The 21142-nt window shown below is 69.1% G+C and carries 20 protein-coding genes; 9 read left to right on the top strand and 11 right to left on the bottom strand.

Annotation, left to right across the window (positions count from 1 at the left end):
- Positions 1–36 precede the first annotated feature (36 nt).
- Positions 37–822 (top strand): gamma-glutamyl-gamma-aminobutyrate hydrolase family protein, encoded by a 786-nt coding sequence (locus UAJ10_RS11275; protein ID WP_322915447.1) that lies wholly within the window; start codon positions 37–39, stop codon positions 820–822.
- A gap of 68 nt (positions 823–890) precedes the next feature.
- A complete protein-coding gene (gene xth / locus UAJ10_RS11270; RefSeq protein ID WP_322915446.1) occupies positions 891–1727 on the top strand; it encodes an exodeoxyribonuclease III in 837 nt (278 codons plus the stop codon).
- On the opposite strand, the gene UAJ10_RS11265 is transcribed toward xth, so the two are convergent.
- From UAJ10_RS11265 to UAJ10_RS11245, 5 genes are all read right to left on the bottom strand, one after another.
- Positions 1714–3069 carry an IS5 family transposase gene (locus UAJ10_RS11265; RefSeq protein ID WP_322915445.1) on the bottom strand — a complete coding sequence of 452 codons (1356 nt, stop codon included), beginning with the start codon at positions 3067–3069 and terminating at the stop codon, positions 1714–1716. The two genes, xth and UAJ10_RS11265, sit on opposite strands and share 14 nt — an antisense overlap.
- A 345-nt stretch (positions 3070–3414) precedes the next feature.
- Positions 3415–3711 carry a hypothetical protein gene (locus UAJ10_RS11260; protein WP_145749125.1) on the bottom strand — a complete coding sequence of 99 codons (297 nt, stop codon included), beginning with the start codon at positions 3709–3711 and terminating at the stop codon, positions 3415–3417.
- 166 nt (positions 3712–3877) lie between these two features.
- The gene (locus UAJ10_RS11255; protein ID WP_322915444.1) at positions 3878–6601 is read right to left on the bottom strand and encodes a bifunctional acetate--CoA ligase family protein/GNAT family N-acetyltransferase; all 2724 of its coding nucleotides are present in this window, start codon (positions 6599–6601) and stop codon (positions 3878–3880) included.
- Positions 6602–6833: 232 nt separating this feature from the next.
- The gene (gene ppa, locus UAJ10_RS11250) at positions 6834–7367 is read right to left on the bottom strand and encodes an inorganic diphosphatase (protein ID WP_004271346.1); all 534 of its coding nucleotides are present in this window, start codon (positions 7365–7367) and stop codon (positions 6834–6836) included.
- Between the two features lie 192 nt (positions 7368–7559).
- Positions 7560–8540 carry an adenosine kinase gene (locus tag UAJ10_RS11245; RefSeq protein ID WP_322915443.1) on the bottom strand — a complete coding sequence of 327 codons (981 nt, stop codon included), beginning with the start codon at positions 8538–8540 and terminating at the stop codon, positions 7560–7562.
- Positions 8541–8633: 93 nt separating this feature from the next.
- On the opposite strand from UAJ10_RS11245, the gene UAJ10_RS11240 reads away from it, so the two are divergent.
- Both UAJ10_RS11240 and UAJ10_RS11235 read left to right on the top strand, forming a co-directional pair.
- Positions 8634–9338 (top strand): EI24 domain-containing protein, encoded by a 705-nt coding sequence (locus tag UAJ10_RS11240; protein WP_322915442.1) that lies wholly within the window; start codon positions 8634–8636, stop codon positions 9336–9338.
- Positions 9339–9850: 512 nt separating this feature from the next.
- Positions 9851–10243 carry a bactofilin family protein gene (locus tag UAJ10_RS11235; RefSeq protein WP_322915441.1) on the top strand — a complete coding sequence of 131 codons (393 nt, stop codon included), beginning with the start codon at positions 9851–9853 and terminating at the stop codon, positions 10241–10243.
- 70 nt (positions 10244–10313) lie between these two features.
- On the opposite strand, the gene nth is transcribed toward UAJ10_RS11235, so the two are convergent.
- Positions 10314–10955: an endonuclease III gene (gene nth / locus UAJ10_RS11230; RefSeq protein WP_322915440.1), complete on the bottom strand. Its 642-nt coding sequence runs from the start codon at positions 10953–10955 to the stop codon at positions 10314–10316.
- 166 nt (positions 10956–11121) lie between these two features.
- On the bottom strand, positions 11122–12045 hold the full coding sequence (locus tag UAJ10_RS11225) for a LysR family transcriptional regulator (RefSeq protein ID WP_322915439.1): 924 nt from the start codon (positions 12043–12045) through the stop codon (positions 11122–11124).
- A gap of 137 nt (positions 12046–12182) precedes the next feature.
- On the opposite strand from UAJ10_RS11225, the gene UAJ10_RS11220 reads away from it, so the two are divergent.
- Positions 12183–12947 (top strand): SDR family oxidoreductase, encoded by a 765-nt coding sequence (locus UAJ10_RS11220; RefSeq protein ID WP_322915438.1) that lies wholly within the window; start codon positions 12183–12185, stop codon positions 12945–12947.
- 94 nt (positions 12948–13041) lie between these two features.
- Positions 13042–13533: a DUF2244 domain-containing protein gene (locus UAJ10_RS11215; protein ID WP_322915437.1), complete on the top strand. Its 492-nt coding sequence runs from the start codon at positions 13042–13044 to the stop codon at positions 13531–13533.
- On the opposite strand, the gene UAJ10_RS11210 is transcribed toward UAJ10_RS11215, so the two are convergent.
- The 4 genes from UAJ10_RS11210 to UAJ10_RS11195 form a co-directional block, all read right to left on the bottom strand.
- Positions 13530–16004: a patatin-like protein gene (locus UAJ10_RS11210; protein ID WP_322915436.1), complete on the bottom strand. Its 2475-nt coding sequence runs from the start codon at positions 16002–16004 to the stop codon at positions 13530–13532. The genes UAJ10_RS11215 and UAJ10_RS11210 overlap by 4 nt on opposite strands.
- 81 nt (positions 16005–16085) lie before the next feature.
- Complete coding sequence (locus tag UAJ10_RS11205) at positions 16086–17030, bottom strand: DMT family transporter (protein ID WP_322915435.1); 945 nt, start codon at positions 17028–17030, stop codon at positions 16086–16088.
- Positions 17031–17831 (bottom strand): 4-hydroxy-tetrahydrodipicolinate reductase, encoded by an 801-nt coding sequence (gene dapB, locus UAJ10_RS11200; protein ID WP_322915434.1) that lies wholly within the window; start codon positions 17829–17831, stop codon positions 17031–17033. It abuts the gene before it with no gap.
- Positions 17832–17897: 66 nt separating this feature from the next.
- Positions 17898–18875 carry a zinc ABC transporter substrate-binding protein gene (locus UAJ10_RS11195; RefSeq protein WP_322915433.1) on the bottom strand — a complete coding sequence of 326 codons (978 nt, stop codon included), beginning with the start codon at positions 18873–18875 and terminating at the stop codon, positions 17898–17900.
- Positions 18876–19084: 209 nt separating this feature from the next.
- Between UAJ10_RS11195 and UAJ10_RS11190 the strand changes: the two genes are divergently transcribed.
- From UAJ10_RS11190 to UAJ10_RS11180, 3 genes are all read left to right on the top strand, one after another.
- Complete coding sequence (locus UAJ10_RS11190; protein WP_322915432.1) at positions 19085–19897, top strand: metal ABC transporter ATP-binding protein; 813 nt, start codon at positions 19085–19087, stop codon at positions 19895–19897.
- Positions 19890–20681, top strand: a complete 792-nt coding sequence (gene znuB, locus UAJ10_RS11185; RefSeq protein ID WP_322915431.1) for a zinc ABC transporter permease subunit ZnuB — start codon at positions 19890–19892, stop codon at positions 20679–20681. The genes UAJ10_RS11190 and znuB overlap by 8 nt, the downstream gene beginning before the upstream one ends.
- A 153-nt stretch (positions 20682–20834) precedes the next feature.
- Complete coding sequence (locus UAJ10_RS11180; protein WP_322915430.1) at positions 20835–21131, top strand: hypothetical protein; 297 nt, start codon at positions 20835–20837, stop codon at positions 21129–21131.
- The last annotated feature ends 11 nt before the right edge of the window (positions 21132–21142 follow it).

Raw genomic sequence — 21142 nt, 5'->3', positions numbered from 1 at the left:
CGCCCCGGCGGCCCCCAAGCAAAGGAGGGTTCAGCGATGACCAGCCTTCCCCGTACCGGCCTTCCCCGTACTGGATTGCCCATCGTCGGCATCTCCGCCGACTATCGCACCCTGGGCCGCCACCCCTTCCATGTCGTGGGCGACAAGTATGTGCGCGCCGTGTCGGACGGCGCCCATGCCCTGGCCGTGCTGCTGCCCGCCCTGGGCGACCGCTACGACCCGGCGGAGGTGGTGGGGCGCCTGGACGGCCTGCTGTTCACCGGCAGCCCCAGCAACGTGCACCCCGACCGCTATCAAGGCCCGCTGTCGGAACCCGGCACCCTGCACGACCTGAACCGCGACGCCACCACCCTGCCCCTGTATCGCGCCGCGCTGGACGCCGACCTGCCGCTGTTCGCCATCTGCCGTGGCCTGCAGGAACTGAACGTGGCCCTGGGCGGCACTCTGCACCAGAAGGTGCAGGACGTGCCCGGCCTGATGGACCACCGTGATGACGAGAGCCAGCCGCTGGAGGTGCAATACGGCGGCGCCCACGCCGTGGACCTGACCCCCGGCGGCCTGATGGCCGGCATCACCGGGCGGGAGCGCATGACCGTCAACTCCCTGCATCAGCAGGGCATAGACCGCCTGGCCCCCGGCCTGGCGGTGGAGGCGACGGCGCCCGACGGCCTGATCGAAGCCGTGCGGGTCGAGGGCGCCACCTTCGCCCTGGCCGTGCAATGGCATCCCGAATGGCGCTTCTGGGAAGACCCGGCCTCCGTCGCCTTGTTCAAGGCCTTCGGCGACGCCGTGCGCACACGGGCCACCGCGCGCGAAAGCTGAGTTCCGCACTTGTTCCCTCGGGCGGCGGCGGGTACACCCTGTGCTCTCCCATCGCTTAAGAGGCCGCCTTGCGCATCGTCACCTGGAACATCAATTCGGTGCGGCTGCGCCTGGACATGGTCTTGCGGCTGGTCGACGACTACGGCCCCGATGTCCTTTGCCTGCAGGAAACCAAGGTCATCGACGACGCCTTCCCGTTGAAGGAACTGGCGGCGCGCGGCTATGTCCATGTCCACGTGCGCGGGATGAAAAGCTACAACGGCGTCGCCATCCTCTCCCGCCTGCCGCTGTCCGGCACGGGCGGCACCCTGTGGTGCGAGCGGCACGACTGCCGGCATGTGCAGGCGGAACTGCCGGGTGGGATCGAGCTGCACAATTTCTACATTCCCGCCGGTGGCGACATCCCCGACCCCGACCTGAACGACAAGTTCCGGCACAAGCTGCGCTTCCTGGATGAGCTGACGGCCTGGGGCGAGGCGCTGGAGGACCGGCAAAAGCCCCGCATCCTGGTGGGCGACCTGAACGTGGCCCCTCTGGAAAGCGACGTCTGGTCCCACCGCGCCCTGCTGAACGTCATCTCGCACACGCCCATCGAGGTGGCGAAGATGGACGCCATGATGCGGGCGGGGGAATGGGTGGATGCCGTGCGCCATTTCCTGCCGGCCACGGAGAAGCTCTACACCTGGTGGTCCTACCGCTCCGCCGACTGGGGCCTGTCCGATCGCGGCCGCCGCCTGGACCACATCTGGGTCACGCGGCCGCTGGTGCCCAATCTTCTGGGCTACACCGTGCTGCGCGAAGCCCGCGGCTGGGGGCCCAAGCCCTCGGACCATGTGCCGGTGATGATCGATATTGATGTCTGGTCGCCCGTGAAGAATGGCCCTGACCGGTTCAATTTGAGCTGATCAGGGTCATTTCGTTTTGGATTTGGAGAGCGCAGAGCAGGGCACGCCAAAGGTCCTGGAACCACCTGACGAGGAGGTGGAAGTTGAAGCCAGCGGCTGCGAGGACGGCATTGATACGGTCGCCGTGGCGTCCCTTGAGGTAGTTCCGTCCCATGCGGTGCTCGGCCTTGAGGTGGCCGATGATGGGCTCGATGGCGGCGCGGCGCTTCATCTCCCGTTTGATGGCGGTGGTAGTCCTGCGGACCTGGCCTGTGATCCAGACCTTGAACTTGTTGGGATGGTCATGGCCGCGATAGCCCCTGTCGACGTGGACGCGGTCCGGCTCGCGTCCAGTGTTGGCTTTGATGTCGGCGACGGCCTTGGCCAGGGTGTGGCCGTCGAAGGGGTTGGTGTGCAGGGCCTGGGCGTGGAGGACGAAGAGGCCGCCCTTGGGCTTGGTGATGGGGACGGCGACGCTGACCTTGCAGCCGAACTCGTAGGGGGCGCGGGCCTTGCCCTTGCCGATGCATTCGACCTCGGGGGCGTGGAGGGAGTAGACTTTCTGCCCGCGCTGGCGCTGGGTCTGCATGCTGACCTTGATGGCCAGGTCACGTAAGGGGCCGTAGCGGGCCAGGAGGTCTGGGGCCTCGGCGCCTCCCTTGGCGGCGACCTTGCGGTTGATGTCACGGATGAGGCGGCCCAGACGGGTGCGCAGGAACTTTAGTTCCCGGTTGGCGCGCTTGTGTTGGTGGGCGTGGGTGTAGCGGCCGACCATGATGGCGGCCTTCTTGGCCACGCGCAGATAGCTCTGGCGCAGCGTGAGGCCGTTGTCCTTGGCGAAGGCGACCAGCTTCTCGATGGCCTTGTGGGTCAGGCGGGCGTCGGTGGGGTGGGCGACGGCCTTGGGCTGGACGGTGGTGTCCACCGCCACGCGCGCCAAGTCGCGGGTGCTGAGCGCGCCGGTGGCCTGGGCCACCCGCAGGCTCTCCTGGATCAGCGCGGCCAGCCGCTCCTCGCCCAGGCGCTGGCGCCAACGGGACAGCGACGACCGGTCGAAGGGCAGGTCGTGGCGGAAGACCTCCTCGCCGCAGAAGAACTGGAAATAGGGGTTCTCCGCCCAGCGGGCGGTCAGCACCTCATCCGACAGGTTGTGCATGTGCTTCAGGATCAGCAGGCCCGCCATCAGCCGGACCGGCAACGGCGGCTGGCCTGGTCCGCCGCCATAGACCCCACCCAAGCGCTGTTCCAGAAAGCCCCAGTCGATCTTGCCCGACAGCACCACCAGTGGGTGCTTCAGGTCGATGATCTGGTCCAGGGCTGGACGCAGAAGGTCTTTCTGTCGGGTGTCCCGGGGTCGTGACATGGCCTGTTCCCACCGCTGTTCACAGGGGGAATCGAATCACGAAATGGCCCAAAAGGGGATCCCCAAATTGCAAGAAAGCGGAGGCCAAGCCCCCTCTTTCCTGCAAATTCGATTACAGCACTACCAGCCAAACACCATGGTCGGCCAACGGCTTAGAAATCATTCACGGGCGACTGTCTGAGGCCGCTGCCGATTGGGCGGAACGGTTTACCAGCGGCATGAGGCATTCATGCCGCTGTAGGACGCGACCGCGTCCGCCGGACCTTTTCGGGGAGCGTCAGCGGACTGAAAAGGGAGGATAAGCCAAGCGGCCGGATGGCCGCGCCCGGCGTCTGAGGGAACCGACTAAACCGTCACGTCCAGCATCTGGCCGCGCCAGGGATGGGCGCTGCTGCGGGCGCGGACGGCGTTGGCGCCGGTATCGGTCGCCTGGCCGGTATCGGTGCCGCTGCGGTTGTCCTTGCTGCCCTCGGACTTGCCCGTCGGCTGGGCCGCGTTGGCCGTCTGCGTCGCCACCGGTTTGGCGGCACCCTGCGCACCGGCGACGGCCGCCAGGAACGACGGGTTCTGCGTCGGCGACTGCTGCTGCGGCGTCAGTACCGGTGCTGGTACGGCCTGGGCGATGGTGGGCGGGACAATCATGCGAACGACTCAACGCTTTCCTTAAGGGTGAGTCAATACGCGCCGACGGCGTAAATAACCGGGCAGTCATGCGGCAGGACCGGGGAGTTATCCGCAGACGACGCCTGGGATTGCCGACAATTTTATTTAATTTGATCTCTGTTTCTAGTCTTCAGCGGCTGGCGTTTCAGCCGAAGGTGTAGTGCACCTCGACGATGCCGGGGTCGTCCGGATAGTCGGTCTGCTTGAAGCCCAGGTCGCGGCACATCTGCAGCATGGTGACGTTCTCGCGCAGCACCTCGCCGAACACCTCGCGGATGCCCCGGGTGCGGGCATAGTCTAGGATGCGGGTCATCAGCAGATAGCCCAGGCCCTTGCCCTTCATGTCGCTGCGGACCAGCACGGCGTACTCCGCCTTCTCGTTGTCCGGATCGGCGGTGATGCGCACGGTGCCGAAGATGGCCTCGTCGCCCGGGCGCAGGTCCGACCCCTCGGCCGGCGGCGGCGCCGGGTCGGGGGCGATGGCCACCAGGGCCATCTCGCGGTCATAGTCGATCTGGGTCAGGCGGGCGGCCATGGCGCGCGACAGGCGGCGCATGGGCGCGAAGAAGCGCAGGCGGATATCCTCGATGGCCGTGCGGGCGATCATGTCGTGGATCAGCGGCTCATCCTCCGGCCGGATGGGCCGGATCAGGAACTCGCGCCCGTCGTGGATTTTGACGTGCTGTTCCAGCCGCTTGGGATAGGCGCGGATGGCCAGGCGCACCGCCCCTGGCTCCGGCGGCGGCGCCACGCGGATGCGGGCGTCCAGGGCCATGACGCCGTCCGCCCCGGCATACAGCGGGTTGATGTCCAGTTCCTGGATCTCGGGGAAATCGATGACCAGCTGCGACACCTTGTTCAGGGTCAGGGCGATGGCGGTCAGGTCGGCCGGCGGCCGATGGCGATAACCCTGCAGCAGCTTGTGCACGCGGGTGCGGGCCATCATGTCGCGCGCCAGGTTCATGTTCAGCGGCGGCAGGGCCAGGGCCTTGTCCTGCACCACCTCCACCTCCGTGCCGCCCTGGCCGAACACCAGCACGGGGCCGAACAGCCGGTCGTCGGCCATGCCCACGATCAATTCCACCGCGCCTGGCATGTGGGCCATCTGCTGCACGGTGAAGCCCTCGATGCGGGTGCCGGGGGCGGCCGCGCGGATGCGGGCCAGCATGGCCTCCGCCTCCAGCCGCACCTCATCCGGCGCCAGGTTCAGGGCCACGCCGCCCAGGTCGGACTTGTGGGTGATGTCGGGTGACAGGATCTTCAACGCCAGCCGGCTGTTCCGGCCCGGCACGGCCAGCCTGCGGGCGGCCGCCTCCGCCTCCTCCGGGGTGGCGGCGGTCACCGTCTCCACCACGGGGATGCCATAGGCGCGCAGCACCTGCTTGGCCTCGTACTCCGACAGCCAGGCGCGGCCCTCGGCCAGGGCCTGTTCGATGGGTATCCGGGCCGCCACGCCGTCGTACACGAACTGATCCGGTACGGTGGACGGCACCTCCATCAGCTCTTCCTGGTTCCGGCGGTAGCGCACCAGGTGCATGAAGGCGCGGATGGCCTCGTCCGGGGTCTGGTAGCTGGGGATGCGGTTGGCGGCGAACAGGCGCCGGGCCTCCACCGCCGCGCCCTCGCCCAGCCAGTTGGCCAGCACGGGGAAGCGCTTGCCGCGCAGGGTGTCGATGACGGCGCGCGCCGCCTCGCCGCTGTCGGCCACGGCGGTGGGGCAGTTCATCACCAGGATGGCGTCGCAGTCCTTCTCCTCCAGCAGCACCGACAGGGCGTCGGCATAGCGCTTGCCGTTGGCGTCACCCAGCACGTCGATGGGGTTGCCGTGGCTCCAGGTCGGGGGCAGCAGGTTGTCCAGCTTGGCGATGGCCTCCGGTGACAGCTGGGCCAGGCGGCCGCCCTGTTCGATCAGGCTGTCGGTCGCCAGCACGCCCATGCCGCCGCCGTTGGTCAGGATGGCCAGGCGGTCGCCCTTGATCTGCACCCCGGTGGCCAGGGTCTCCACCGCGTCGAACAGTTCGCTCAGCTCCCCCACGCGCAGCATGCCGGCGCGGCGGAAGGCGGCGTCGTAGATGGCGTCGGCGCCGGCCAGGGATCCGGTGTGGGAACTGGCGGCGCGCGCCGCCTCGTCCGACCGGCCGGCCTTGATGACGATGACGGGCTTGGACCGGGACGCCGCGCGGGCGGCCGACATGAACTTGCGGGCGTGGGCGATGGCCTCGACATACAGCAGGATGGCGCGGGTGTGCCCGTCCTGGGCCATGAAGTCCAGAAGGTCGCCGAAGTCGACGTCGGCCATGCCGCCCAGCGACACCAGGTGGGAAAAGCCGATGCCGCGCGGCGTCGCCCAATCGACGACCGAGGTGACGACGGCGCCGCTCTGCGCCAGCAGGGCGATGTCGCCCCTGAGCGGCGGCACGTGGACGAAGCTGGCGTTCAGGCCGTTGCCCGGCGCCATGACGCCCAGGCAGTTGGGCCCCACCACGCGCAGCAGGTGCGGCTTGGCGGCATCCAGCACCTGTTGCTGCAGGGCCTTGCCCGCCTCCCCCATCTCGGCGAAGCCGGCGGTGATGACCACGGCGGCCTTGGTGCCGCGCTCGCCCAGCTGGCGGATCAGCTCCGGCACGGTGGAGGGCGGTGTGCAGATGACGGCCAGGTCCGGCACCACGGGCAGCGACGCCACGTCGGGGTAGGTCAGCACCCCTTCGATCGAGCGTTCCTGCGGGTTCACGGGCATGATGGGCCCGTCGAAACCGCCGGCGAACAGGTTGCGGGCGACCACCGCGCCCACGGTGTGGGGCCGGCGGCTGGCGCCGATCAGGGCGATGGAGGACGGCCTGAACAGGTGATGCAGGTTGCGGATGGTCATGCGCCTTCCTTCTGTCCTCTGCCGTCAGCCGGCTCAAGGCCCGACCATAGCAACGCCCGGCGGCACGGCCATGACATGTCTCAAGCTTTTCTGGAGCGTAGCCGCATCGGCGCCGCCGACCAAGGCCGCTGCGGCACTCCTATCGCGATAAGGGCGGGATATGCGCCAAAGGAAAAGGGGCGGCGCCCTGCGGCACCGCCCCCGATCCAACCTTCAGCGCCAGGCTGAACGCTTACTTCTGGGCGTTGTAGCGCTCCATGGCGTCGCTGATCATCTTGGCGGCCTCGTCGGCGTCGCCCCAGCGGACGATGCGCACCCACTTGCCCTTCTCCAGGTCCTTGTAGTGCTCGAAGAAGTGGGCGATCTGCTCCACCAGGATCTCCGGCAGGTCCTTGTAGCTGCTGACGTTGGTGTAGAAGCTGTGCAGCTTGTCCACCGGCACGGCCAGGATCTTCTCATCCATGCCGGCCTCGTCCTCCATCAGCAGCACGCCGATGGGACGCGAGCGCAGGACCACGCCCGGGACCACGGGGGTGTTGCTGACCACCAGCACGTCGGCGGGGTCGCCGTCGCCCGACAGGGTATGCGGCACGAAGCCGTAGTTGGCCGGATAGTACATGGCGGTGTGCAGGAAGCGGTCGACGTAGATGGCGCCCGAGTCCTTGTCCACCTCGTACTTCACCGGCTGACCGCCCTGCGGGATCTCGATGACGACGTTGATGTCCCACGGGGCGTTCTTGCCGACCGGGATCTTGCTCATGTCCATGGAAGTTGCCTTTGCGTCACGACAAACGGTTGAACCGTGATGATGGGTTCGGGGCCCGAAGGGGTGCCCGGCGCGGCGCAGTCTATGCGAGTGCACCTGCGAAAAAAAGCGGGCAAAGGATAGCGGCGCCGGATGGGCGCCCATGCGGGAACGCCCATTCGCGACCGCCATTCCCCCGGAAAGCGGGGCCGCCTAGATGCCCGCCACCAGCTGGCGCAGGTCGGCCTGCGAGCGCGCGCCGTAGTGGCTGATGATCTCGGCGGCGCAAACGGCGCCCATGGCGCCGCAGGCGGCCATGTCGCGGCCGCGGGTGTAGCCGTAGAGGAAGCCGGAGGCGAACAGGTCGCCGGCGCCGGTGGTGTCCACCACCTTGGCCACCGGGGCGGCCGGCACGGTCACGATCTCATCGGGGGTGACGATGACGGCACCCTTCTCGCTGCGGGTCAGCGCCGCCACGGCCACCTGGCCGCGCACCGCCTGCACCGCCTGGTCGAAGTCGGTGCCATAGAGCGCGGTGATTTCCGCCTCGTTGGCGAACAGCACGTCGACATGGCCGGCCACCAGGTCGCGGAAGCTGTCCAGGTGGCGGTTCACGCAGAAGGCGTCGGACAGGGACAACGACACCTTGCGGCTGGCGCCGTGGGCGGCCGACGCCGCCTTCAGGAAGGCCTCCTTCGCCGCCGGCGGGTCCCAGAGGTAGCCTTCCATGTAGGTGACCTGGGCCGAGGCGATCAGCGCCTCGTCGATGTCGGCCGGGGTCAGGCGGACGGCGGCGCCCAGGTAGGTGTTCATGGTGCGCGCGGCGTCCGGCGTCACCAGGATCAGGCAGCGGCCCGTGGGCGTGCCGTCGGCCAGGTCGGTGGTGACGAAGCGCGAGCCCACCGCCTCGATGTCATGGCGGTAGACCTGGCCCAGCTGGTCGCCCGCCACCTTGCCGATGAAGGCGCCCTTGCCGCCCAGCATGGCGATGCCGGCCATGGTGTTGCCGGCGGAACCGCCCGACATCTCCATGCCCTGGCCCATCTTGGCGTACAGCGCCTCGGCCTCGGCCGTGTCGATCAGGCGCATGCTGTTCTTGTCCAGACGGTTGTCCGCCAGGAAAACGTCGGTCGTCTGCGTGATCACGTCGACGATCGCGTTGCCGATCCCCACCACATCCAATTCAGCCGTCACTTAAATCCTCCGGATCGGCAAAAAACTTGGCGCGCAGTATAGAGATGGGGCCGCTTGCGGCAAGCGCGGGGGCATACTACCTAGGATGCTGAGATGATCCGCGCCCTGTTCCGCACCCTCGCCCAGGCTTTCGATCCCGCCCTGCTGCGGGTGATGGCGCGTTCCTTCATCCTGACGCTGCTGTCGTTCATCGTGCTTGGGGTCGCCGTGTCCTGGGGGCTGGACCGCCTGCACCCCACGGGCAAGGCCTGGCTGGATCCCCTGATCACGGTGGCGGGCGCCCTGGGTGTCGGGGCGCTGGCCTGGTACTTCTTCCTGGTTGTGGTGGCGGCCGTCGCCGGCATGCTGCTGGAACCGGTGGCCCGCGCCGTAGAGCGTCGGTGGTACCCCACGCTGCCGCCGCCGCGCGATGCCGGCGTGATGGAAGAGGCGGGCATCGCCTTGCGCTTCACGGTCCTGCTGATCCTCGTCAACGTCGCCGTGCTGCCCCTGTGGCTTTTGCCGCCGGTGGGTGCCGTGGCCTATCCCCTGGCCAACGGTTTCTTGCTGGGGCGGCAGTATTTCGACCAAGTGGCGGTGCGCCGCATGCCCCCGGACCAGGCGCGTCTACTCCGTCTGCGCTACAGGGGGCGAATTTTTTGCGCAGGCCTCATTATTGCCTTTATTTCCTTGCTGCCTGTTGTGAATCTGTTCGCGCCGGTTCTGGCGACGGCCTTCATGCTCCACCTGTTCGGCGGGTTCCTGCCCCCAGGCGGAACGCGAAGTCCGCTGCCGGTCGCACCCCGGGCGAACTCATAAAAAGAACGACCTTCAACGACCTGTCCGGGCCCTGAAACGGGGCCGGGCCGGCCGCGCGACACGAAGATTTGGGGACAACGCCGATGTTCCGACGTAACCGACCGAACCTGGGCCCCGTTGGTGGCGACCCGGCCAAGCCGGCCGACCTTCGCACGCCTGTTCCGGTGGCTGAGCCCACGCCCCCGGCCTCCCCGGCCGTGGAACCCGTTTCCGAACCGGAGCCCCCATCCAATCTGGCCGCGGCCAGCCGGGGGCCCTTAGACAAGGGGATCGATATGCAGTTCAAGACGCCGACGCCCGGCCCCACACCGACGCCGGGTCAGCCTTCGCTCGGCTTGGGGAACAGCGGCCTTGGGGGTGGTGCCACGCCGGTGCCGGCCACGCCCGCGACCCCGGCGCCCGCCGGTGCCGCCACCGGTGGTTTTCGTAGTGACATTCCGCGCCGTGTCGTGGAAATTCCCGGCACGCCGCCCCGGCGCGTCGCCCCCACCGGTACTGAAGGAAATGCCCCCTTGCCTACCAACGACATGCGCAAACTGATCGTCGGCCGTGAGATTTCCCTGTCCGGTGAAATCGCCGCCTGCGACATCCTGGTGGTGGAAGGCACGGTGGAGGCCAAGCTGCGCGAGGGCCGCGCCATCGAGGTGACCGACAGCGGCCTGTTCAAGGGCTCGGTGGAGATCGACGAGGCCGATATCGGCGGTCGTTTCGAAGGCGATATCTCCGTGCGCGGCACCCTGCGCGTCCGCTCCACCGGCCGCATCCAGGGCAACATCCGCTACGGCGTGCTGGAAGTGGAACAGGGCGGCCTGCTGGTCGGCACCATCGAGACGCTGACCGGCGACTCCCGGGCCCGCCCCGTGAAGGAAGTCGAGGCCGTCGTGGCCACGGGCACCGAGGAATAAGCCTCGCCACCTGCCAGATTTTTACGGGCCAGCCCTTCTTGCGGCTGGCCCGTTTCACTTCCGGAATGACTTAAGCGGTCAATACCGTCTTGGCCTCGTAGGCGCACAGGTCGATGACGCTGCACACGGCGCAGTCGGGCTTGCGCGCCTTGCAGACATAGCGGCCGTGCAGGATCAGCCAGTGGTGGGCGTGCAGGCGATAGGCCTTGGGAACCACCTTCACCAGCTTCTCCTCCACCGCCTCCACCGTCTTGCCCGGCGCCAGGCCGGTGCGGTTGGACACGCGGAAGATATGTGTATCGACGGCGATGGTCGGCTCGCCGAAGGCCACGTTCAGCACGACGTTGGCCGTCTTGCGGCCCACGCCCGGCAGCTCCTCCAGCTCCTCGCGCTTGCGCGGCACCTGGCCGCCGTGCTTCTCAAGCAGGATTTCCGACAGGCGGACGACGTTGGCGGCCTTGGTCTTGTACAGGCCGATGGTCTTCACATGGTCGCGCACCGTGGCCTCCCCCAACGCCACCATGGCCGCCGGGTTGTCGGCGATCTTGAACAGCGCTTTGGTCGCCTTGTTCACGCCCACGTCCGTGGCCTGGGCCGACAGCACCACCGCCACCAGCAGGGTATAGGGGTTCACATACTCCAGTTCCGTCTTCGGCTCCGGATCCCGTTCCGCCAGCCTGCGGAAGAATTCCTCGATGTTCGCGCGTTTCATGTTCGGGGCCTCAAACGCCGGCGGGGCATCCGCCCCTAGGCTTGTCCTCGCTTTCCAGTCCGCTGACGCTCCCCGGAAAGCTCCGGCGGCCGCGGTCGCGGCCTAGGTTTATTTGCGCCCGGCCGTGTAGCGGGCCGGCAAATCTATGGGCGGCGCCATGGTTCGATCAAGCGGCGTCGCCGGATTGGCGGTCCCATGCCGGGGTGCCGTGGAAGGCGTCGGCCAGGAAGTCGATCAGGGCGCGCACCTTGGCGCTGACATGGCGGCGGCTGGGATAGACGGCCAGAATGTCGATGTCGGGGATGCGGTGGTCCGGCAGCACCGGCACCAGGCGGCCGGCGCGCAGATCGTCGCCGATCAGGAAAGTGGGTTGCCAGATGATGCCCTGCCCGGCCAATGCCGCGGCCCGCGCCGTGTCGCCGTTGTTGGTCACCAGGCGGATGGGGATGCGCACGGTGACGGGCTTGCCCTCCGGGTCCAGCAGCACCCAGTCCTCCGGCACGCCGGTGTAGCTGTAGGCGATGCGCACATGGCTGGCCAGGCTGTCCGGTGTCCGAGGCACGCCGTGCCGCGCCAGGTAGTCGGGCGCCGCGCACAGCACGTTGCGGGAGGTGGCCAGCTTGCGCGCGGCATAGGTGGGCGACCCGCCGCGCGAGATGCGGATGCCCAGGTCGAACCCTTCCTCCACCATGTCCACCACCCGGTCGGTCAGGGCGATGTCCAGCAGCACGTCGGGATACAGCGCCGTGAAGCGGGGCCACAGCGGCGCCAGATGACGGATGCCGAAGCTCAGCGGCGCGTTCACCCGCAGCCGGCCCCGGGGCTTCAGCGTCGTCGCCGACGCCAGCGCCTCCGCTTCCGCCACCTCTTCCAGGATGGTCTGCGCGCGCTCGTACAGCGCCTCCCCCGCCTCGGTCAGCGACAGCCGGCGCGAGGTGCGGTTCAGCAGCCGGCTGCCCAGGTAGCCCTCCAGCTCGCTGACATAGCGGGTGACGTTGGCGGGGGAGGTGTTCAGGGCGTCCGCCGCCTTGGCGAAGCCGCCCCGGGCCACCACCGTGGCGAACACCTCGAACGCGCGCAGCCTGTCCATGGGTGGCCTTCTCATAATTCAGGAAAGATGAATCATAAACTCATTTCCATGCCATCGATGCAAGGGGGGCTGAAGGGTAAACCTGGGTTCGTCAGCGGCGCGGATGTCGCGCCGACCCCAGCATCGGAGAATGAAAAATGGCTCGTTTGCAGAACAAGGTGGCCCTCGTCACCGGCGCCAGCTCAGGCATCGGTCGCGCCACCGCCAAGCTGTTCGCGGCGGAAGGCGCCAAGGTCGTGGTCGGCGCGCGCCGCCAGGCGGAACTGGACAGCCTGGTGGCCGAGATCACCGCCGCCGGCGGCCAAGCCGTGGCGCTGGCCGGCGACGTCCAGCATGAGGACTATAACCAGGCCCTGGTGGCGCTGGCGGTGGACCGCTTCGGCCGCCTGGACATCGCCTTCAACAACGCCGGCACCCTGGGTGAGGCCGGCCCCAGCACCGGCGTGAGCGAGGCCGGCTGGGCCAACACCCTGGCCGTGAACCTGACCGGCCCCTTCCTGGGCGCCAAGCACCAGATCGGCCAGATGGTGAAGAACGGCGGCGGTTCGGTGGTCTTCACCTCCACCTTCGTCGGCCACACCTTCGCCTTCCCCGGTCTGGCCGCCTACGCCGCCAGCAAGTCCGGCCTGATCGGCCTGACCCAGGCGCTGGCCGCCGAGTTCGGCCCCCAGGGCGTGCGCGTCAACGCCGTGCTGCCGGGCGCGGTGGAGACCGAGATGTACCACGCCGCCAACGACACGGCCGAGAAGCGCGACTGGGTGAACAACGCCCACGCCCTGCGCCGTGCCGGCCAGCCGGAGGAACTGGCCCGCGCCGTCCTCTACCTGGCGTCGGACGACTCGTCCTTCGTCACCGGCACCGCCCAGTTGGTGGACGGCGGCATCTCGATTACCCGCACCTGAGCTGAGGACCCAAGCACTGCGGGCATGGCCCGCGCCTGAGCCCTGACAGGGGGCGGCCTTTACCGGGTGGGTGGGCCGCCCTACTGTTTTGTCCATGATCCATGACGAAACCACCCTGAGGCAGACCTGGCTCAGCGTCATCCTGCGGCCCCACCGCAGCCTGTCGCCACGGGGATTCCGCATCCTCATGGGCATCGTGGCCGCGGTCAGCTTTGGCGTGGGCCTGGTCTTCTTCCTGCGGGGCGCCTGGCCCGTCATCGGATTCTGCGGCGTGGACGTGCTGGTGATCTACCTGGCCTTCCGCGCCAGCTACCGCTCCGCCCGGCTCTATGAGCGGGTGGAGCTGACCGACCAGGCCCTGACGGTGGAACGGGTGGAACCCCGCCGCCCCAGCCGCCGCTGGTCCTTCATCCCCTACTGGCTGCGCGTCCACATGGACGACCCCGCCCAGCACGACAGCCAGGTGGTGCTGACCAGCCACGGCAAGCGCCTGGTGGTCGGGGCCTTCCTGCCCATGGAGGAACGCGTGGAAGTGGCACATACGCTGAGCGAGGCGCTGGCCAAGCATAAGCGCGCGGGGTTTTAGCTCCCCTCCGCCAGCATAGTTTCCAGCCAGCGCAGCGCGGGCGACTTGTCACCCAGGCGCTGGCGCTCCGTCCGGGCGATGGCGGCGAACAGGCGGCGCTTCAGGGCGGGGCCGTTCACACCCGGCGGGTGACCGGCCGCGTCCAGCACCAGGTCCACCAGCCGGTCGGCGGCGTGCAGGCGGCCCATCAGATAGTCGCTCTCGCGGTGCGCCCGGCTGAAGAAGGCGCCGAAATGGTTGATCTCCCGCCCCTTCAGCGGGATGGCGCCGCCCATGGCCTGGCAGAAGCGGGCGTCGTCCGGGCTGATGCGGTCCACCCGCACCTCCTCCAGGTCGTCCAGCTCGCGCCAGCCGCTGATGGAAAAGGTCAGCACGTCCCAGAAGGCGAAGCCGACATAGGCCACGAACAGCTCCCGCCGCGCCGCCACGCCCAGCATGTTCAGGCCCATCAGGGCGAAGATCTCGTCCACCTGCTGGTTTATGGCGTTCAGGTCGATGCGCCGCGCCAGGTCCCACATCACCTGGTCCACCGCCGCCACGTCCGGCTGGCGGCCCATGGCCAGGGGCTCGACGAAGGGTACCGCCAGGGCCTCGCGCTCGTCGGCGTTCAGGAAGGCGCCGGACTCGTACACCCGCAGCCGCTCCAGGCAGTCGTACAGGTTGGCCTTGATCTCATCCAGGTCGCGGGCGGCGACGTCGGCGAACTCATCCTCGTCCAGCCGGGAATACAGCTCGTTCAGGGCGCGGATGACGAAGCGCAGGCGCCGGCCACGGAAGCCCACGTCGAAGGCCAGCAGGAAGCGCACCCAGGGCGGGGCGTCACCGCCCGGCAGGCCGTCGTCGCGCCGCTCCAGGCTCCAGGTCGTCACCTGGTCCGGGGTGATGCCGGTGGCCCGGGCCCAGGCGTGTAGGGCGTCGGTGGCCTGCCGCGCGGCGGCCGTGCCCGGCTGATAGCCGCAGCCCACCGCCACCAGGCGGCCCATGGCGTCCAGCACCGAGGTCAGTTTCAGGCGCACATAGGCCTCATAGGCGAAGCCCGCCTCCTTGGCCGCGCGGCCGTTGGCGATCTCCCGCCAGTCGTGGATCTGGGCATAGGTCAGTTCCGCCGGCGGCTCACCCCCCACCACTTCGTGCACCAGCTGGGTGATGCCGGGGCGGGCGGCGTCGATGACGGAACGCAACTGGCGCACCCGGGCGTTGTTGCGGTCGATGGACACCAGTTCGTCGCGCACCGGCTCGTTGCGCGGGATGTCCGACAGCGCACCCTTCAGGGTGCGGAAGAAGCCTGGCGTTTCCGCCTTGGCCACCCGTTTCAGGTGGGCGGGATCGGGGTCAATGTAGATCAGCCGGCGGTCGACCTCGCGATAGGCCGGGCGGCCGGAAATGGCGCGCAGGGCCTCGGCGAAGGGCTTGTTGTTCAGCACGCTGCCGTCGATGAAGCTGATGCGCCCCGGATCCACGCCGGCTGCCGTGTAGCGGCGGAAGTTGCGCTTCAGGAAGCGCTCCCGCTCCGGCCAGTCCTGGCCCCGCCGGGCCAGCAGGCCGTCCAACGCCCGCAGGTGCGCCGGCGTGAAGGCGCCGGGAAAGGAGGAGGTCGCGCGCGCGGCGAACACCAGCCCGGGGATGGCGCCCTCGCCGAAATCCGTGTCCACCCGGCCGCCGGGCCAGCGGCGGTAGTGGAACTTCAGCACATGGCGATGCTCCCGCTCCTCCACCGAGGGCGGGTCGTGGGCGGGGATGCGCTGGAGGAAGCCATGGAAATCCGTGACGGTGACGAACAGCGACAGCGACTGCCCCGCCGGCAGCAGCGAGGCGTAGGGGCTGACCGGTCGGCCCATGGCGGACGCCGCGTCCAACAGCATCTCCATCAGCCGCATGCCGTCGAAGGGCGGCTTGAACCAGCGCGAGCGCACGAACATGGACAGCTTCCAGCGCATCTCGTCATCCGGCGCCAGGCGCATCAGCCGGCCCAGGCCATAGGCCAGGAAGGGTTTCAGGAACCACTTGCTCCACTTCGTCGCCCGGCCGTCCTCCACCATCAGGTTGGTGACGTCGGCGCCGTCCAGCCACAGCTCGGTCAGGGCGTCCAGGTCCAGGTCATGGGCCAGGGCGCGGGCCAGCAGCACGCCGTTGATGCCGCCGGCGGACGATCCGGCAATGACGTCGATGACGATGCGCAGGTCGATATGGGCGCCCACCTCCTGCAGCAGGGCGACGTAGATCTCTTCCGTGTCCGGCGTCTGCGCGCCGCCGTCCAGGCTGGCGCCGCTGCTGTAGCCGATGCGGCGGGCCAGGTCGTCCTGCAGGGCCTGGTAGCTGCCGGCGTTGCGCAGGCGGGGATCGTGGGTGCCGTGGAAAACACGCGAGGCGCGGGCCAGCTTCAGCAGTTCCTTGGTCACGCCGTGCATGTACACGGCCAGCGACACCCCGCCGTAGCAGACGAGCGCCATGCGCAGTTCTTTTTCCTTCACGGCATGGCATCCGAGGCGGTGGTTTCTCCCACCCCGACTGTCGCGCCGCGATCCGGGGCGGTCAATTAAGTCTTTGAGACTTTAAGTTTTTGAGGGTGGGGGACGACGATTGCGGGCCAGCGTGGTGACCAGCACGCCGCCGCCGATCAGCAGGGTGGCTGCCGTCTCCGCCAGGCTGGGCGCCTCGCCCAGCATCACGGCGCCCAGGCCCAGCGTGACCACGGGGATCAGGGCCGGCAGGGCGGCGGCCCCGGTGGCGCCCAGCAGGACAACGGCGCGGTTGAAGGCCGCCAGGCCCACCAGGGTGGTGAAGCAGCCCTGGTAGACGGCCTGCAGCGCGATGTCATGTGCCGCCGCCTGGCCGATGCCCTTGGGTAACACCAGCAGATAGAGCGGCAGGTACAGCAGCGCAGACCCGGTGGCGACGATGGCGGTGGCGTGCAGCGGGCCCACGCCGCTGCGCCTGAGAACGATGACGTAGATGGCCCACATCAGCGCCCCACCCAGGAAAAGCGCGTGGCCCAGGGCGGCCCCCTCACCCGACGCGTTGAACAGGCTGGGCCCGCCGATCAGGGCGCTGCCGCCCAGGATCAGGCCCACGCCGGTCCAGCCGGTGACCGGCAGGCGCTCGCGCAGGAACAGGGCGCCCAGCACGGCGGTCATGGCCGCCATGGGCCCGGGGGTCAAGGCCGCCGCGTGCGAGGCCGGGGCGTAGCGGGCGCCGGCCGCCAGCATCAGGGCGTAGGGCGCCCCCGACCCCGTCACCAGCAGGACCAGGCCGCCCAGGCCCAGCCGGTCGAAGGCAAGGCCTCGGCGGTGGAGGATCGGGATCATCAGGGCGCCGGCGGTGGCGAAGCGCAGGGCCACCAGGTCGAAGGCGTTCAGGCCGGCCTTCACGCCCATGCGGGTGATGACGAAGGATCCCGCCCACACGGCCACCGCCAACAGCCCCCACAACGCCCCCCGCAGGCCCGGGTGCGCCCAGCGGCCCGGGGCGGTGGTAAGCTCGGCGGCGGTGTCGGTCATTTACAGGCCCAGCACGTCGCGCATGCTGTAAAGGCCGGGGCCCTTGCCACCGGCCCAGATCGCGGCGCGCACGGCGCCACGGGCGAAGATGGCGCGGCTGCCGGCCTTGTGGGTCAGTTCGATGCGTTCGCCTTCCGCCGCGAAGATCACGGTGTGGTCGCCCACCACGTCGCCGCCGCGCAGGGTGGCGAAGCCGATGTGGCCGGCCTCCCGCGCGCCGGTGTGACCGTCGCGCACCCTGTCGGACACGGCGGCCAGGTCGACGCCGCGCCCAGCCGCCGCCGCCCGGCCCAAGCCCAGCGCGGTGCCGGAGGGGGCGTCCACCTTGTGGCGGTGGTGCATTTCCACGATCTCGATATCCCAGACGTCCGGCCCCAGGGTGCGCGACACGTCCTCCACCAGGGCCAGCAGCAGGTTCACGCCCAGGCTCATGTTGGGTGCCTGCACCAGGGCGGCGGTCTTGGCGGCCGTGTCGATGGCGGCCTGCTGGTCCGGCGTCAGGCCGGTGGTGCCCACCACCAGGGCGGTGCCGTGGCGGGCCGCCAGGTCGGCGTGCACGGCCGTGCCGGCGGGGGTGGTGAAGTCGATGACCGCGTCGCTGGCGGTGAACAGGGCTTCCACGTCGCCGGTGGAGACGATGCCGGCGGGGTCCAGCCCGGCCAGGGTGCCCAGGTCGCGGCCCAGGTCGGGATTGCCAGGGCGCATGGTGCCGCCGGACAGGACGGCGCCGGGGGTGCCCAGCACCTCCCGCATCAGCATGCGGCCCATCCGGCCGCCGCAGCCCACGATCCCGATCCGCATGATGTCACCCCAGCCGTCAAATTCCGTGGGGGCGTCTTAACACAGCTTACCCGCCGAGACAGCCTGTTACCCGTTAAGGCAATTGGCCAAGGCATGGGCGTTGGCGCGCATCAGGGTGGCGTAGAGGTCCGGCCCGGCGGGCAGCAGGGCGCCCTCCGGATCCAGCACGCCGCGCTTGGCCTGGGTCCCGTCCACCAGGGTGCCGATCAGCGCCGTCTCGAACTGCGGCTCGGCGAAGACGCAGGTGGCGCCGGAGGCCTGGATGCGGGCGCGCAGCTGGCTCAGGCGGGCGGCACCCGGCCGCACCTCCGGGTTCAGGGTGATGGCGCCCACGCCGTCCAGGCGGTAGCGCGCTTCCAGGTAATGGAAGGCGTCGTGGAAGACGACGAAGGGTTTGGCGCTGACGGGCGCGAGGATGGCGCCGATCTCCGCGTCCAGGGCGTCCAGGCTGCGCAGCAGGGCCGCCAGGTTGTCGCGATAGCGCACGGCGTCGGCCGGGTCATGCTGGATCAGGGCGTCGGCCATGGCGCGGGCCATGGCCTTGGCGTTGCCGGGATCCAGCCAGGCGTGGCCGTCGATCTGGTTGTCGGCGGCCCCGCCCACGACGGCCGGTACCAGGTGGGCATGCCCCTCCTGATGGGACCCATCCTGGTGGGAATCGCCGTCCGCCCAGGCGCCGGCGCTGCGCAGGGCCAGGGGGCGCAGGCCCGGCGCCTCGATCAGGGTGACGATGTGGGCGCCCCGGGCCAGGCTGGCCAGCGGCTTCACCAGGAAGGGCTCCAAGGTCGGGCCCATCCAGAACACGATGTCGGCCTGGGACAGGGCGGTGGCGTCCGACGGCTTCAGGCTGAAGCTGTGCGGGCTGGCCGTGCCGTCGACCAATAATTTCGGTTGCCCCACCCCCTGCATCAGCGCAGCCGCCAGGGAATGCACCGGCTTCACGCTCGCCACCACCTTGGGCGCCGTGGGCGCGTCCGCCCGCGACGGGACGGTGAACGCCAGCCACAGCAGGGCGACCAGGGACAGGATGCGGAAGGGCGACATGGGGTACCAATCGGGGTGATGGGCGCCGGGACAGGAAGCGCCCCGACATGCAATGTTATATTATAACGTTTGTCAAGTCGGTCCGGATGCCGTAAAGCCGGGGGGCACGCATACCCGTGTCGCAGGCGTCTTGGCACCTGGGACCGGTTTCCCGCCAGGAAGGGCCCATGCCGTCCCCGCCAGAGTCTGCCCAGCCAGAGTTCCCAGAGATGTCGCCTGAGGCGGCGCTTATCAAGACCGCCGGCCTGACGGTGCAGTTCGGCCGGCGCACGGTGCTGCAGTCGGTGGACCTGATTGTGTCGGCTGGCGAGGTGGTGACCCTGGTGGGCCCCAATGGCGCCGGCAAGTCCACCCTGCTGCGCGCCGTGCTGGGGCTGCAGCGGCCCAGCGGCGGCACGGTGTGGCGCAAGCCCGGCCTGCGCATCGGCTACATGCCCCAGCGCCTGGCCGTGGACGCCACCCTGCCCCTGACCGTGCGGCGGCTGTTGGCCCTTTGGGGCCCGGTGACCGACGCGTCGGTGGATGAGACTCTGGGCGAGGTGGGCGCCGCCAGCCTGGCCGACAGCCCGGTGCAGGCCCTGTCGGGTGGGGAGCTGCAGCGCGTCATGCTGGCCCGCGCCCTTTTGCGCCGGCCCGACCTTCTGGTGCTGGACGAACCGGCGCAGGCGGTGGACGTGGCCGGCCAAGCCACCCTGTACGCCCTGATCGACGCCATCCGCCGTCGCCACGGCTGTGGCGTGCTGATGGTCAGCCATGATCTCAGCTACGCCATTTCGGGCACCGACCGGCTGATCTGCCTGAACGGCCATGTCTGCTGCGCCGGCCGGCCGGAGGATGTGCGCCGCCATCCCGATTTCCAGGCCCTGTTCGGGCCCCTCAGCAACACCCCCGATAACGCCTGGGACCCGCTGGCCGTGCCGGCTTGGCTGTCTTCCCCCGGGCCCCACAGCCATGGCGCCGCCACGCCGGGCTGCCAGCACACGCATGATCCCGGGCCCAAGGATAAGCACCCCCATGGATGATTTCCTGTTGCGCGCGCTGGCCGGCGGCATCGGCGTCGCCCTGGTGGCGGGACCGCTCGGCTGCTTCGTCGTCTGGCGGCGCATGGCCTATTTCGGCGACACCCTGTCCCACGCCGCCCTGCTGGGCATCGCGCTGGGCTTCGTCGCCGGCATGAACCTGATGCTGGCGGTGGCGTTGGTGGGCCTGGCGTTGGCCGGCGTGCTGGTGCTGATGCAGCGCCAGCGCAAACTGGCCACCGACACGCTGCTGGGTCTGCTCAGCCACACCACGCTCAGCCTGGGCCTCATCGCCGTGGCGCTGCTGCAGACGGTGCGGGTGGACCTCATGTCCTATCTGTTCGGCGACATCCTGGCCGTCAACGGCGGGGACCTGGTCTGGATCTGGGGCGGCGGGGCCGTGGTGCTGGCCTTGCTGGCCTGGTTGTGGCGCCCCTTGTTGGCCATGACGGTGAGCGAGGATCTGGCACGGGTGGAGGGTGTGCCCGTGCTGGCCACGCAGCTGGGCTTCATGATGCTGATGGCCGCCACCATCGCGCTGGCCATGAAGGTGGTGGGCGTGCTGTTGATCACGGCCCTGCTGATCATCCCCGCCGCCTGTGCCCGCCGATTCGCCCGTACGCCGGAAATCATGGTCGGTCTGGCCGCCGCCATCGGCGCGTTGTCGGTCTGCGGCGGCCTGGGCGCTTCTTTCCGCGCCGACCTGCCGGCGGGGCCGGCGGTGGTGGTTGCTGCGGCCGCGTTGTTCCTGCTGTCCCAGCTTTTCCCAAGGGGTGGGATACGCTGAGCGGATGGATGGCCACCGCAGGTGGCGTGGCCTTCGCGGTCGCACACCGTTTTAACTAATTTTTAAGCATAATTTTTCTACCCGAACCGCGCCATTTCGGTCACTATCTAATTAACAGCATGTGAACCGACGCCCACCTGGTGTGTGGCAGACATGACGATGGAGCATGGTTTGGATCGGTTCTCCCCCACCGGCATGAAGGCCGGTTATGCGCAGGCGTCCGCCGGCTCAATGAGCCAAGGCTTCATCGCCGGGGAACTGCGCCGCGACACCGACCACTCGGCCGCCAGCCGCGTGGCCCGCCTCGCCTGGTTCGAACTGGCCGCCGCCGCCACCCGACGATCCCTGGCCCAGGACCTGGCCGCCGACCTCGGTCTTCCCGATTTGGACAACGCCGACTTGGACGGCGTTTACCTGGATATGGACGCCGCGCGCACCGCCTCCAGATAATGGGGGCCCGG

The organism is Nitrospirillum guaranorum (assembly GCF_034653275.1).
GTDB lineage: Bacteria > Pseudomonadota > Alphaproteobacteria > Azospirillales > Azospirillaceae > Nitrospirillum.
Note: the sequence above shows the minus strand (reverse complement) of the source record. Positions and strands in the feature narration are given on the sequence as shown.

Excerpts from the sequence above, each read along its gene's own strand:
- UAJ10_RS11275 (WP_322915447.1), top strand. The coding sequence starts at position 37 with ATGACCAGCCTTCCCCGTACCGGCCTTCCCCGTACTGGATTGCCCATC.
- UAJ10_RS11265 (WP_322915445.1), bottom strand. The coding sequence starts at position 3,069 with ATGTCACGACCCCGGGACACCCGACAGAAAGACCTTCTGCGTCCAGCC.
- UAJ10_RS11260 (WP_145749125.1), bottom strand. The coding sequence starts at position 3,711 with ATGATTGTCCCGCCCACCATCGCCCAGGCCGTACCAGCACCGGTACTG.
- UAJ10_RS11255 (WP_322915444.1), bottom strand. The coding sequence starts at position 6,601 with ATGACCATCCGCAACCTGCATCACCTGTTCAGGCCGTCCTCCATCGCC.
- ppa (WP_004271346.1), bottom strand. The coding sequence starts at position 7,367 with ATGGACATGAGCAAGATCCCGGTCGGCAAGAACGCCCCGTGGGACATC.
- UAJ10_RS11240 (WP_322915442.1), top strand. The coding sequence starts at position 8,634 with ATGATCCGCGCCCTGTTCCGCACCCTCGCCCAGGCTTTCGATCCCGCC.
- nth (WP_322915440.1), bottom strand. The coding sequence starts at position 10,955 with ATGAAACGCGCGAACATCGAGGAATTCTTCCGCAGGCTGGCGGAACGG.
- UAJ10_RS11225 (WP_322915439.1), bottom strand. The coding sequence starts at position 12,045 with ATGGACAGGCTGCGCGCGTTCGAGGTGTTCGCCACGGTGGTGGCCCGG.
- UAJ10_RS11220 (WP_322915438.1), top strand. The coding sequence starts at position 12,183 with ATGGCTCGTTTGCAGAACAAGGTGGCCCTCGTCACCGGCGCCAGCTCA.
- UAJ10_RS11215 (WP_322915437.1), top strand. The coding sequence starts at position 13,042 with ATGATCCATGACGAAACCACCCTGAGGCAGACCTGGCTCAGCGTCATC.
- UAJ10_RS11205 (WP_322915435.1), bottom strand. The coding sequence starts at position 17,030 with ATGACCGACACCGCCGCCGAGCTTACCACCGCCCCGGGCCGCTGGGCG.
- dapB (WP_322915434.1), bottom strand. The coding sequence starts at position 17,831 with ATGCGGATCGGGATCGTGGGCTGCGGCGGCCGGATGGGCCGCATGCTG.
- UAJ10_RS11195 (WP_322915433.1), bottom strand. The coding sequence starts at position 18,875 with ATGTCGCCCTTCCGCATCCTGTCCCTGGTCGCCCTGCTGTGGCTGGCG.
- UAJ10_RS11190 (WP_322915432.1), top strand. The coding sequence starts at position 19,085 with ATGTCGCCTGAGGCGGCGCTTATCAAGACCGCCGGCCTGACGGTGCAG.
- znuB (WP_322915431.1), top strand. The coding sequence starts at position 19,890 with ATGGATGATTTCCTGTTGCGCGCGCTGGCCGGCGGCATCGGCGTCGCC.
- UAJ10_RS11180 (WP_322915430.1), top strand. The coding sequence starts at position 20,835 with ATGACGATGGAGCATGGTTTGGATCGGTTCTCCCCCACCGGCATGAAG.